The organism is Nocardia sp. NPDC050712, assembly GCF_040654295.1.
Classification (GTDB): domain Bacteria; phylum Actinomycetota; class Actinomycetes; order Mycobacteriales; family Mycobacteriaceae; genus Nocardia.
Genome location: NZ_JBFAHT010000001.1, coordinates 42,827 through 54,799 on the forward strand (window position 1 = coordinate 42,827; position 11,973 = coordinate 54,799).

Annotated in this window: 10 protein-coding genes and 1 pseudogene; 8 read left to right on the plus strand and 3 right to left on the minus strand. The window is 68.8% G+C overall.

Annotation, left to right across the window (positions count from 1 at the left end; genetic code table 11):
- The first annotated feature begins 37 nt into the window (after nt 1-37).
- Nucleotides 38-898: an SDR family oxidoreductase gene (locus AB0H76_RS00220; RefSeq protein ID WP_357320232.1), complete on the plus strand. Its 861-nt coding sequence runs from the start codon at nt 38-40 to the stop codon at nt 896-898.
- On the opposite strand, the gene soxR is transcribed toward AB0H76_RS00220, so the two are convergent.
- Nucleotides 861-1,379, minus strand: coding sequence for a redox-sensitive transcriptional activator SoxR (gene soxR, locus AB0H76_RS00225; RefSeq protein ID WP_357315163.1), 519 nt, complete (start codon nt 1,377-1,379; stop codon nt 861-863). The genes AB0H76_RS00220 and soxR overlap by 38 nt on opposite strands.
- A gap of 135 nt (nt 1,380-1,514) precedes the next feature.
- Here soxR and arcA point away from each other — a divergent pair, with 135 nt between their 5' ends.
- Together arcA and AB0H76_RS00235 are read left to right on the plus strand one after the other, a co-directional pair.
- Nucleotides 1,515-2,750 carry an arginine deiminase gene (arcA, locus tag AB0H76_RS00230; RefSeq protein WP_357315165.1) on the plus strand — a complete coding sequence of 412 codons (1,236 nt, stop codon included), beginning with the start codon at nt 1,515-1,517 and terminating at the stop codon, nt 2,748-2,750.
- A gap of 7 nt (nt 2,751-2,757) precedes the next feature.
- A complete protein-coding gene (locus tag AB0H76_RS00235; protein ID WP_357320234.1) occupies nt 2,758-3,117 on the plus strand; it encodes a GntR family transcriptional regulator in 360 nt (119 codons plus the stop codon).
- Here the strand turns inward: AB0H76_RS00235 and AB0H76_RS00240 are convergent.
- A complete protein-coding gene (locus AB0H76_RS00240; protein ID WP_357315167.1) occupies nt 3,114-4,727 on the minus strand; it encodes a phospholipid carrier-dependent glycosyltransferase in 1,614 nt (537 codons plus the stop codon). The two genes, AB0H76_RS00235 and AB0H76_RS00240, sit on opposite strands and share 4 nt — an antisense overlap.
- 194 nt (nt 4,728-4,921) lie before the next feature.
- On the opposite strand from AB0H76_RS00240, the gene rsmI reads away from it, so the two are divergent.
- Both rsmI and AB0H76_RS00250 read left to right on the plus strand, forming a co-directional pair.
- A complete protein-coding gene (rsmI, locus tag AB0H76_RS00245; RefSeq protein ID WP_357315169.1) occupies nt 4,922-5,785 on the plus strand; it encodes a 16S rRNA (cytidine(1402)-2'-O)-methyltransferase in 864 nt (287 codons plus the stop codon).
- A 63-nt stretch (nt 5,786-5,848) separates the two neighbouring features.
- On the plus strand, nt 5,849-6,601 hold the full coding sequence (locus AB0H76_RS00250) for an isocitrate lyase/phosphoenolpyruvate mutase family protein (protein WP_357315171.1): 753 nt from the start codon (nt 5,849-5,851) through the stop codon (nt 6,599-6,601).
- A gap of 45 nt (nt 6,602-6,646) precedes the next feature.
- Here the strand turns inward: AB0H76_RS00250 and metG are convergent.
- Nucleotides 6,647-8,212 (minus strand): annotated as a pseudogene (gene metG, locus AB0H76_RS00255) (methionine--tRNA ligase); the annotation flags it as partial.
- Between the two features lie 65 nt (nt 8,213-8,277).
- Here metG and AB0H76_RS00260 point away from each other — a divergent pair.
- From AB0H76_RS00260 to AB0H76_RS00270, 3 genes are all read left to right on the plus strand, one after another.
- Nucleotides 8,278-9,105, plus strand: coding sequence for a TatD family hydrolase (locus AB0H76_RS00260; RefSeq protein WP_357315173.1), 828 nt, complete (start codon nt 8,278-8,280; stop codon nt 9,103-9,105).
- 191 nt (nt 9,106-9,296) lie between these two features.
- Nucleotides 9,297-10,421 carry a transglycosylase family protein gene (locus tag AB0H76_RS00265; RefSeq protein WP_357315175.1) on the plus strand — a complete coding sequence of 375 codons (1,125 nt, stop codon included), beginning with the start codon at nt 9,297-9,299 and terminating at the stop codon, nt 10,419-10,421.
- A 119-nt stretch (nt 10,422-10,540) separates the two neighbouring features.
- Nucleotides 10,541-11,695: a lipase family protein gene (locus tag AB0H76_RS00270; protein ID WP_357315177.1), complete on the plus strand. Its 1,155-nt coding sequence runs from the start codon at nt 10,541-10,543 to the stop codon at nt 11,693-11,695.
- The last annotated feature ends 278 nt before the right edge of the window (nt 11,696-11,973 follow it).

Below are 11,973 nucleotides of genomic sequence, written 5' to 3' on the forward strand. Positions count from 1 at the left end.
GATTGGGGTTCGGGTGCGCGGGATCGGGCAGCGGGGGATCGGCCGGAAGACGGTGCGAGGGGCCAAGACCCTGGTGACGGGGGCGGCCAGTGGGATCGGGCGGGCGACCGCGGTGGCCGTGGCCGAGGCGGGCGGGGAGCTGGTGCTGACCGATATCAACGCGGCCGGGCTGGCGGAGACCGAGGAGCTGATCCGGGCGCGGGGCGGGGTCGTATTGGCCAGTCGCGCACTGGATATCACCGACTACGAGGCGGTGGCGGCGTTCGCCGAGGCGGTGCACGCCGAGCATCCCAGCCTGGACGTCGTCATGAATGTGGCGGGTCATTCCATCTGGGGAACGGTGGAGAACCTGGAGCATCAGCACTGGCGGCGGATGGTCGACGTGAATCTGATGGGGCCGATCCACGTGATCGAGACCTTCGTCCCGGCGATGGTGCGCGCCGGGAAAGGCGGTGCGCTGGTGAACGTCTCGTCGGCGGCGGGCCTGATCGCGCTACCCTGGCACGCCGCCTACAGTGCCGGTAAGTACGGGATCCGGGGCGTCTCGGAGGTGCTGCGCTTCGATCTGGAGACACACGGGATCTCGGTGCACCTGGTGACGCCCGGCGCGGTGAACACCCCGCTGGTGCACAGCGTCGAGCTGGTCGGCATCGACCGCAGCGAACCCCGAGTCGAGCGCCTCGCAAAGCGATTCACCAAGCACGCCGTGCCGCCGGAGCGGGTGGCGCAGGCGATCCTCAAAGGCATCGAGCACAACCGGTTCATCGTCTACACCTCGCCCGACATCCGGTTCGCCTACTGGTGGGCCCGGAAGTTCGCGCTCCCTTACGAACTCGTGATCCGTCAGATGAGCGCGCGCTTCAACCGGTTGCTGACTGCGTCCCGGGCTGGCAGTTGACGACGGGTTTGCCGGGCGGGCAGTTGATGTGGGTGTCGAGCACGACGGCGCCCGGGCCCTGCGCGCCGAGCTGATCGCGCTCGTTGACCAGTTTGCAGCTGCCCAGCGACAGGCAGCCGCAGCCGATGCACCCGGTCAGGTTGTCGCGCAGGCGAGTCAGCTGGGTGATGCGGTCGTCGAGGTCGCTGCGCCAGGTGGTGGACAGCGTCTCCCAGTCACGGCGGGTGGGGGTGCGGCCCTCGGGGAGCTTGTCCAGGGCGGCGCGAATGTCACTGAGCGGGATACCGACTCGCTGCGAGATCCGGATGAAGGCGACGCGGCGTAACGTCTCTCGGGCGTAGCGGCGCTGATTGCCGCTGGTCCGGCGGCTGGTGATCAGGCCCTCGCGTTCGTAGAAGTGCAACGCGGAAACAGCGACTCCGCTACGCTCGGACAGCTGCCCGGGGGTCAGCTCCTTCGTTCGCCAATCGGCAGTGGTCATGCACGCTCCTCCATTCACCTAAACAATACTTCAGGTTAGGGGAGGCTGGGGGCAGAATCGGACCAGCGGCCCGTAACGGCACGACATCCGTGCGAATTCCGTGCTCAGCGGCCTCCGGCGAACTACGGTCGGGTGATGGGAGCAGACGCACAGGCACGCGGCGCCGAATCACGTCTCGGCGTGACCTCCGAGGTCGGAACCCTGCGCACGGTGCTGCTGCACCGGCCGGGCGACGAGCTGCGGCGGCTGACCCCGCGCAACAACGACCAATTGCTGTTCGACGGGATCCCCTGGGTGGAGCGCGCGCAGCAGGAGCACGACACATTCGCTGGAGTGTTGCGCGATCACGGCGTCGAGGTGCTGCTGCTGGCCGATCTGCTCGCCGAGACCCTCGAGGTCAGCGGCGCCGCCCGGATCCAGGGCATCACCTCGGCCGTGGACGCCCGCAAGCTCGGGCACGCGCTGGCCGACGAGCTGGCCGCCTTCCTGCGCGGCGTCCCCGCCCGGGACTTGGCCGACCTGCTGATGGCCGGCATGACCTTCGACGAACTACCCTTCGGCCCGGACGCCGCCTCCCTGGTGCGCCGGATGCACCACGGCGGGGATTTCGTCATCGCCCCGCTGCCGAATCTGCTGTTCACCCGCGATTCCTCGTTCTGGGTCGGCCCGCGGGTGGCGATCACCTCCCTGGCGCTGCCCGCCCGGATGCGCGAAACCTCGCTCACCGACCTCATTTACGCCTTCCATCCGCGCTTCCTCGGTGTGCGCCGGGCCTACGAATCCCATACCGCGCCGATCGAGGGCGGTGACGTGCTGCTGCTCGCCCCCGGCGTGGTGGCGGTCGGCGTCGGCGAGCGCACCTCACCCGCCGGCGCGGAAGCGCTGGCGCGCAGCCTGTTCGACGACGATCTCGCGCACACCGTGCTGGTGGTGCCGATCGCGCAGAACCGCGCCACCATGCACCTGGACACCGTCTGCACCATGGTCGACACCGACGCCGTGGTGATGTACCCCGCCGTGCGGGACACCCTGCAGGCGTTCACCATTCACCGTGAGGACGACGGCGGCGTCACCATGCGCGGCCCGGACCCGTTCCTGCCGGCCGCCGCCGAGGCGATGGGCATCGGGAAACTGCGGGTCATCGACACCGGACTCGACGGCGTCACCGCCGAACGCGAACAATGGGACGACGGCAACAACACCCTGGCCGTCGCGCCGGGCGTGGTCCTGGCCTACGAGCGCAACGAAATGACCAATGTGCGGCTCGCCGACGCCGGAATCGAGGTGCTGCGGATTCCCGGATCCGAGCTCGGCTCCGGTCGCGGCGGCCCACGCTGTATGTCCTGTCCACTATCCCGAGATGCTGTGTGAGCCCGCCATGTTCGCCCTGACCATCGACCACGAGTCGTCTGTGCCCCCGTACGAGCAACTGCGGCTGGGGGTGCTGGCCCAGGTCCGTTCGGGAGAGCTGACCGCGGGCACGAAGATCCCGACGGTGCGCGCGCTGGCCGCGCAGCTCGGGCTGGCGCCGAATACGGTGGCCCGCGCCTATCGCGAGCTGGAGGCCGACGGCGTGCTGGAGACGCGCGGGCGGCAGGGTTCGTTCATCGCCTCCTCCGGCGATCCGACCCGGGACGCGGCCGGCCGCGCAGCCACCGACTACGTGGCGGCGATCCGCCGGCTCGGCGTCGACGACGACACCGCGGTGCGCTACATCAGGTCGGCGCTGGAGGCTTAACGCCAGCTGGGCAGCCAGAGATGGTCGTGCCAATTCGACTGGGTGATCGGCAGCGCCGTGAGAATCGGCCACAGCCAGATGAAGTTCGCGATCACCAGCCCCAGGTACAGGCAGATCGTCAGCAAGCCGAGACTGCGCCGCTCGCTCGGCAGATAGGTGCCGGCCGGGCTGCGCGGAATCGTCCAGCCGGGTCTGCGCAGCACGAAATCCCGGGCCGGGCCGAGTAAGTCACCGAGGACCAGCGCCACGCCCATCATCAGGAAGGGCGCCAGCGCGACCGCGTAGAAGTAGTACATCTGCCGGTCCAGGGTGAGGAACCAGGGCAGCAGGGCCGCGCCGTATCCGGTGAGCACCGCGGCGTAGCGCCAGTCCCGCCGCACGGCGGTGCGCCAGATCATCCAGCCGAGCACCGGGAACGCGACCCACCAGATGGCGGGGGTGCCGATCAGCATGACGGCTTTCACGCACTGCGAGGCGCCGCAGCCGGTGACATTGGTGTCGGCGTAGTAGTAGAGCATCGGCCGCAGGCCCATCGGCCAGGTCCACGGCTTGGACTCCCACGGGTGATGATTGCCGGCCGAATTGGTCAGGGTCTCATGGAAATGCAGCGATTCGCCGCTGTAGAACCACAGCGAGCGCAGGGCGTCGGGAAGGAACGACCAGGTTCCGCCGGTGCCGACCTGGTTGCCGACCGCGTACCGGTAGACCCCGTCCTCGCTGGCGAACCAGGCCCAATACGTCGTGAGATACACCCCGATCGGAATCAGCACGATCGCGTACAGCGCGGGCCCGACATCGCGCACCAGCGTGCCGAGCCACGGCCGGCGCACCCCGTAGGCCCGCCGCGCGGACACGTCGAAGGCGACGCTCAGCAGCCCGAACGCGGCGATGAAATAGATGCCGGACCACTTGGTGCCGCAGGCCAGCCCGAGCAGCACACCCGCCCCGAAACGCCACCAGCGCACGCCTAGTCGTGGCCCCCACTCGGTCGCGGTGATGCGGCGCTGCATGTCCACCAGCGCCATGCGTCTGCGCACCTCGTCGCGATCGACGATGAGACAGCCGAAGGCCGCGGTGACGAACAGCGCCATGAAGATATCGAGCATGCCGATGCGCGAGGACACGAACAGCAGGCCGTCGGCGATGGTCAGGATGCCCGCGATCGCCCCGATCAGCGTGGAGCGGGCCAGCCGCCGCACGATCCGCACGATCAGCAGCACCAGGATCGTGCCCGCCAGGGCCGCGGTGAACCGCCAGCCCCACCCGTTGTAGCCGAACAGCCATTCGCCGATCGCGATCATCTGCTTGCCGACCGGGGGATGCACCACCAGGCCGTAGCCGGGGTTGTCCTCCACGCCGCCGCCGGTGAGCATCTGCCAAGCCTGTGGGGCGTAATGCTTCTCGTCGAAGACCGGCGTCCCCGCGTCGGTCGGATAGTTCAGCATGGTGAACCGCGTGACCGCCGCGATCACCGTCAGGAACGCCGTCACCAGCCAGCCGCGCACCGTGTCGGTCGGCCCGAAATCGAGGGAGGGGCGTAGCGGTGCGGGACTCGACCACGAAGGCACGGCCCCGAACGGTGCGGTCGCGCGGGAGGTCACCTGGGTCACGCCCCGATGTTATTCGGTCCGGCGGACAAGGTCGCGCACCGGCAACCGCGCCGTCCCGAGGAATCGTGGCCACCAGGCGCTTTTCGGCGCACACCGCCGGGCGGCGCCGGACAGGCGAACGGGCATGCGAGCGCGGCGCACTAGGCTCGGGTCGGTCCGGCGCGCGCCGGACCTGACGTTCAGACGGGAGAGCGGTGGCGGAGGACTCGACAGCGACCGGCCGGCTGGTGCTGGCGGCGACGCCGATGGGCGATGTCGGGGACGCGTCACAGCGCCTGCGCGACGCGTTGGCCTCGGCCGACGTCGTCGCCGCCGAGGACACCCGGCGCACCAAGACGCTGGCCAAGGCGCTCGCGGTGGAGATCACCGGCCGGGTGGTGAGCTTCTACGACCACGTGGAGGCCGCGCGGATCCCGGCGCTGCTCGCCGATATCGAGGCCGGGCGCACGGTGCTGCTGGTCACCGATGCCGGCATGCCGTCGGTGAGCGATCCCGGGTATCGCCTGGTCGCGGCCTGCGTCGAGCAGGACCTGCCGGTGACCTGCCTGCCCGGCCCGTCCGCGGTGACCACCGCGCTGGCCCTGTCCGGCCTGCCGGTGGAGCGTTTCTGCTTCGACGGTTTCGCGCCCCGCAAGGGCGGTCAGCGCCGGGAGTGGTTGCGCACCTTGGCCACCGAACCCCGCGCCTGTGTCTTCTTCGAGGCCCCGCACCGCCTCGACGATTGCCTGGCCGACGCGGTCACGGTGCTCGGCCCCGACCGCCGCGCCGCCGTCTGCCGCGAGCTCACCAAGACCTATGAGGAGGTCAAACGCGGCACCCTGGCCGAACTCGCCGCCTGGGCCGCGGACGGTGTCCGGGGCGAGATCACGGTCGTGCTCGAGGGCGCACAGCCGAAGTCCGCCGATCCGGTCGACCTCGTCGAGGAGGTGGAAGCGCTGACCGCCGCGGGCCTGCGTCTCAAAGACGCCTGCGCGCACGTGGCCGGCGCGAACAACGCCTCGCGTAAAGAGCTCTACGACACGGTGCTGGCCGCGCGCCGCGACGACGCGGACGACTGATCCGGTCCAGTGTTTCCCAGCCGGTCCTGGCCGTCCCGGGGCGCCGGCGTGGATGATCGGTGTATGACCACTCTCGAAAGCAAGGCCAAGGCTTTTCTCCAGCTGCACCAGCCCGGTGATCCGGTGGTGCTCCCGACCGTGTGGGACGCGTGGTCGGCGCACCTCGCGGTCGCCGCGGGGTTCCCGGCGCTGACGATCGGCAGTCACCCGTTGGCCGACTCGATCGGCCGTAAGGACAACGAGGGCATGACCTTCGCGGAGGCGCTGACCCGGGTCCGGCAGATCACCGAGGCGGTCGACGTGCCGATCTCGCTCGACATCGAATCCGGCTACGGCCTGGATCCCGCGCAGCTCATCGAAGGGCTGCTGGACGTGGGCGTGGTCGGCCTGAACATCGAGGACACCGTGCACAGCGAGGAGGGCCGCCTGCGCACCGCCGAGGAGCACGCGGCGTTCGTGGGTGAACTGCGCCGCTACGCCGACGCCGCGGGTGTGCACGTGGTCGTCAACGCCCGCACCGACCTGTTCGTCCGTCAAGACGGTGACGAGGCCGACCGGGTGGACCGCGCCATCGCGCGGCTGAAGCTGGCCGCCGAAGCGGGCGCGGATGTGCTGTACCCGGTGGGCCGGCACTCCGACGCCGACCTGCGCCGCCTCACCAGCGAACTCCCGTTGCCCGTCAACGCGATCGGTGTTCCCGGCCAGCCCGCGAAGGCCTACTTCGCCGAGCACGGCGTGGCCCGCGTCAGTTTCGGCCCGTTCCTGCAGGCCGCGCTGGCCGAGGAGACCAACCGCCTGCTCGACGGCTGGAAGTAGGAACTCCCCGTCGTTCCGGCCCGCCCGGGCCGGAACGACGCGGGGCTACTTCTTCTTCGGGTCGCCGTAGCGCGGGTAGACCGGCTCCGGTGCGGGCAGTGCGACGCCCGCGACCAGCGGGGTGGCGATGTCGGTGAAGACCCGGCCGTCCTGCGCGAGCAGGGCCAGGATCTTGGCGGCGGAACCGGGCAGGACCGGCTGCACCAGGATGGCCACGATGCGGACCACCTCGAGGGTCACGTAGAGCACGGTGGCCATGCGCGCGAGATCCTCGGGGGTGCCGGACTTGCGCAGCGTCCAGGGCGCCTGCGCGGAGAAGTACCGGTTGGTCTCGGCGAGCACCTTCCAGATCGTGTCCAGCGCCAAATGCATCTGCTGGGCGTCGTATTCGACCCGCACCTTGTCCAGCAGCGCGTTCGCCTGGTCGAGCAGGGCGCGATCCTCGGCGGTGAACTCACCCGGCGTGGGCACCTGGGCGTCGCAGTTCTTGTTCACCATGGTGAGGCTGCGCTGCACCAGGTTGCCGAACTCGTTGGCCAGGTCGGCGTTGATGCGCGAGACGATCGCCTCGTGGCTGTAGCTGCCGTCCTGCCCGTAGGAGATCTCCCGCAGCAGGAAGAAGCGGACCGCGTCCAGGCCGTACTCGGCGACCAGTTCCAGCGGGTCGACGGTGTTGCCGACCGACTTCGACATCTTCTCGCCCTTGTTGTACAGAAACCCGTGCACGAACACGCGTTTCGGCAGCGCGATGCCCGCCGACATCAGGAACGCCGGCCAGTACACGGTGTGGAAGCGGGTGATGTCCTTGCCGATGATGTGCAGATCGGCGGGCCAGAACCGCTGGAACGCGGCCGAATCCGTCGCGGGGAAGCCGACGCCGGTGAGGTAGTTGGTGAGCGCGTCCACCCAGACGTACATCACGTGATCGGGCTCGCCGGGCACCGGCACACCCCAGTCGAAGGTGGTGCGCGAGATCGACAGGTCCTTCAGGCCGGCCTTCACATAGCTCGTCATCTCGTTGCGAGCCGTGCTGGGCGCGATGAATTCCGGGTGCTCCTCGTAGAGCGCGAGCAGCCGGTCCTGGTAGGCCGAGAGCCGGAAGAAGTAGTTCGACTCCTCGGTCCATTCGACCGGGGTCTTGGTTTCGGTGGAGATGCGGCTGCCGTTTTCGAGCAGCGTGGTTTCCTCGTCGGTGTAGAACGCCTCGTCGCGCACCGAGTACCAGCCCGAGTAATTGCCCAGGTAGATATCGCCGTTGGCGAGCATCCGGTTCCAGATCTCGACGCAGGCGCGGCGATGATCCTCGTCGGTGGTGCGGATGAATCGGTCGTAGGTGACCTCGAGCGCCTTGTCCAGCGCCTCGAACACATCGGAGTTGCGCGCCGCCAGTTCTTCGACGGGGATGCCCTCGGTGAGCGCGGCCTGCTGCATTTTCTGGCCGTGCTCGTCGGTGCCGGTCATGAAGAAGACGTCGTACCCGTCGAGCCGCTTGAATCGGGCGATGGCATCGGTGGAGATGTACTCGTAGGCATGCCCGATATGCGGCGCACCGTTCGGGTAGGCGATGGCCGTGGTGACATAGAAGGCGGGGCGGTCGACTTCGCTCATGGTGTGTCTACTGTAATGGCCGTGCTATTCGACGCTCACGTGAATATCCCCGTAACCGAGGTGCAGGCATGAGCGGCAAACGGCCCGCACCGGATTTGCCGGAACCGCTCGCGCCGCTCGTCGACGCGCATACCCATCTGGACGCGTGCGGTGCGACCGACGCCGAGTCGACCAGGGTGATCGTCGACCGGGCCGCCTCGGTCGGCGTCGGCACCATCGTGACCGTGGCCGACGACCTGACGGCCGCGCAGTGGGCGGTGCGGGCCGCGAACTGGGATTCCCGGGTCTACGCCGCAGTCGCGCTGCACCCGACCCGCGCCAACGCGCTCGACGACGACGCGAAGGCGGAGCTGGAGCGCCTGGCCGCCGATCCGCGCGTGGTCGCCGTCGGCGAAACCGGGCTGGACTACTACTGGCCCGGCAAGCTGGAGGGTTGCGCCGATATCGAGACCCAGGTCGAGGGTTTCCGCTGGCACATCGATCTGGCCAAGCGGCTGCGCAAGCCGCTGATGATCCACAATCGCGAAGCCGATCATGATCTGCTCGCCGTGCTGCTGGACGAGGGCGCGCCGGAAAAGGTGATCTTCCACTGCTTCTCGTCCGACACGAATATGGCGCTGTCGTGTGTGGCCGAGGGCTATCTGCTGAGTTTCTCGGGCACCGTCAGTTTCAAGAACGCCCACGAACTGCGCGAAGCCGCCAAGGTGGTGCCGGACGAGGCGATTCTGGTGGAGACCGACGCGCCGTATCTGACGCCGCATCCGTTCCGCGGTGCGCCGAACGAGTCGTATTGCCTGCCTTACACCGTGCGCGCGCTGGCGGAGGTGCGCGAACAGGATCCACTGGAGCTCGCGAAGATCACCACGGCGAACGCCCGGCGGGTTTACGGGATCTAGTCCGTCGCCGAGCGGACCCCTGGTGTTACCCCCGTAAGAGGGCTTGATTCGCTATTTGTGTCGCAGATCACTATTCTGGCTCCCGTTCGTGATTTACCTGCGGCTCCGATATTTGATCGTGATGTTTCAAAGCCGCAGTTACACGCCCTGCGGTTGTCCACTCCCTCTCCTCTCGTTATCGTCCTGTGACCATGTCCCCATTAACGCGGATCAACCAGTCACGCTCGCCGCTGCTGTACGCAGCGGTCGCAGCGTTGCTGATGACGTTGATCGTCGGTTCCGCGCTGGCGATCGTGAACCGCAAGCACGTCACCGTCGTCGTCGACGGCGCCCAGGTGACCCAGGCGACCATGTCCCGCAATGTCGCGGGCGTGCTGCGCGCCGCCGGCTTCGACGTCACCGACCGCGACTCGGTGCGCCCGGGGCTGGCCGCCGCCGTCGCCGACGGCGCCACCATCGTGCTGAATCGGGCCCGCGAGGTCACGCTGACCATCGACGGCAAGCCGCAGCAGGTATGGACCACCGGTCTCACCGCGGGTGAGGCGCTGGACCAGTTGAAGATCCCGAACGATCGCTTCGTGGCGCCCGCCCGCACCGCGCCGCTGCCGCTGGCCGGCGCGACGCTGCAGGTCGCCAGCCCGCGGCCGGTCGCGCTGCTGGACGGCCTCGGCGCCTTCGTCGACGTCCGCATCGCCGGGCGCACCATCGGGGAAGCCCTTGCCACGGCGGGCATTCCGCTGATCGAGCAGGACAGCGTCGAGCCCGCCGCCGACACCGCGCTGACCGAGGGGATGCGAATCACGGTGACCCGCAAGCGGGTCGAGAACGTGACCGAGACGCTGCCGCTGGATCCGCCGGAGAACGTCATCGAAGACCCCAGCATGAATATGAGCCGGACGATCGTGGAGAACAAGGGCGTGCCCGGTATCCACGATGTCACCTTCGCGGTCACCAAGGTCAACGGCCAGGAGGTGGACCGGAAGCCGGTCGCTTCGAATGTCACCGTGCCCGCGCAGCCGAAAACTGTGCGCAAGGGCGCCAAGCCCGGCACCGAGGTGCCCACGGTGAAGGACGGCGCGATCTGGGACGCGCTCGCCCGCTGCGAAGCGACCGGCAACTGGTCGATCAATACCGGCAACGGCTACTACGGCGGTTTGCAGTTCGATCAGAGCACCTGGGAGCGCCAGGGCGGGTTGAAGTACGCGCCCCGTGCCGATCTCGCCACCCGGGAAGAGCAGATCGCGATCGGGGAAGTGACGCGCGGGCGGCAGGGCTGGGGCGCCTGGCCCGCCTGCACCAGCCGGCTCGGCATGTGAGCGTCCTTGTGCGCCGGTATAAGAAACCCTGTGGGTTCTCTAAATAGCCCGGGAATAACCAAAACTCAACTGTACGCTCGTCCAGGTTTGTTAATGGGTCGGGTGTAGAGGGGTTTTCGATGCGAAGAGTTCCCGGTTGGCAGCGTGCGATCGCGATTGCCGCGCTGTCCGCCAGTTCCGCGTTGCTGGTGCATGTCGCGCCCGCGCACGCGGAGACGCCCGGGGCGGTGATCTCGGCGACGGCCAAGCCCGGCGGCTGGCGGGGGATGCCCGACGGTACGGCGAGCTCGGTGCTCGACTACTGGATGACCGGCTCGGACGGAACTCCGAAACCCGCCAGCGGCGCGCTCTTCGTTCCCGCGGGCACGCCGCCGCCCGGCGGCTGGCCGATCATGGCCTACGACCACGGCACCAGCGGGCTCGGCCCGGGCTGCGGCGGTCAGTCCAACCCGCGCGGCACCCGCGAGGACGCGATCATCCAGCGCATGGTGGGCCTGGGCTTCGCCGTCGTCGCGCCCGACTACCTCGGTCTCGGCAACTTCGACACCGGCGCGCACCCGTACCTGGAACAGCGCACCGAAGCCACCGCGACCATCGATCTGCTGCGCGCGGCCCGCGCCACCCACGCCGAACTCTCCCGGACCTGGGGCGTGATCGGCTTCTCCCAGGGCGGCCAGGCCGCGCTGGGCACCGGCCACCTGCAAGCCACCTACGCACCCGACCTGGACTTCCGCGGCACCATCGCGGTCGACCCGGAGTCCGACGTGGAGAAGGTGCTGCCGCTGGCCGGTCCGGCCATCCCGCGGGTCGAGGGCACCGACGGCATGCTCGGCTTCTACGTGTCCATCCTGGCCGGGCTGCGCGAAGCGCGCCCCGACGTGGACGTCGACAGCTATCTGACCCCGCTGGGCAAGCAGGTGCTCGACGACGCCGGCTCGGAATGCTTCGCCGGAATCTACACCCGGGTCAAGGGCCTGAGCATCGGTGAACTCATGGCGAAGCCGCTGGCGGACGAGCGCATCCGCGCCGCGATCAACGAGTACCTGACCGTCCCGACCAGCGGTTACGACGCACCGATCCTGTTGCTGATCAACGTGACCGACAAGACCGTGCCCTCGCCGCTGCACGGTGCGCTGGCCGCGCAGCTCGCGGGCAACGGCGTGCGCTTCGACACCATCACCGGTACCGGTGAGCACTGTGAACTGAACCCGGCCATGCTCGCGGGCATCGACGGCTTCCTGGCGACCATCAAGGCCACCCCCGCCCAGGCCTGAGCCCGGGCGATCCCGAACTCGCCGTGGCCGAGACTCCCCGTCCGCCACGGCGCGCTCCGGCCGGGACCCGTACGCGCCGTGCGGGTCCCGGCCGGTACTTTCCCGCTGGCTTGCCGTCCGGTAACGGGGTGCTTCCGACCTGCGATTTCCCAGGTAGCGGGGGCCGAGGAAAGGCATGGCGATGAACTTCGTCAACGGGATCGCGAACGCGGCGTACCAGTACCTGATCGGAGCGCCGGAAGACGTGTGGATGGGCTGGCTGCGGTTCGCGTTCGGGC

Excerpts from the sequence above, each read along its gene's own strand:
- soxR (WP_357315163.1), bottom strand. The coding sequence starts at position 1,379 with ATGACCACTGCCGATTGGCGAACGAAGGAGCTGACCCCCGGGCAGCTG.
- arcA (WP_357315165.1), top strand. The coding sequence starts at position 1,515 with ATGGGAGCAGACGCACAGGCACGCGGCGCCGAATCACGTCTCGGCGTG.
- AB0H76_RS00235 (WP_357320234.1), top strand. The coding sequence starts at position 2,758 with ATGTTCGCCCTGACCATCGACCACGAGTCGTCTGTGCCCCCGTACGAG.
- AB0H76_RS00250 (WP_357315171.1), top strand. The coding sequence starts at position 5,849 with ATGACCACTCTCGAAAGCAAGGCCAAGGCTTTTCTCCAGCTGCACCAG.
- AB0H76_RS00260 (WP_357315173.1), top strand. The coding sequence starts at position 8,278 with ATGAGCGGCAAACGGCCCGCACCGGATTTGCCGGAACCGCTCGCGCCG.
- AB0H76_RS00265 (WP_357315175.1), top strand. The coding sequence starts at position 9,297 with ATGTCCCCATTAACGCGGATCAACCAGTCACGCTCGCCGCTGCTGTAC.
- AB0H76_RS00270 (WP_357315177.1), top strand. The coding sequence starts at position 10,541 with ATGCGAAGAGTTCCCGGTTGGCAGCGTGCGATCGCGATTGCCGCGCTG.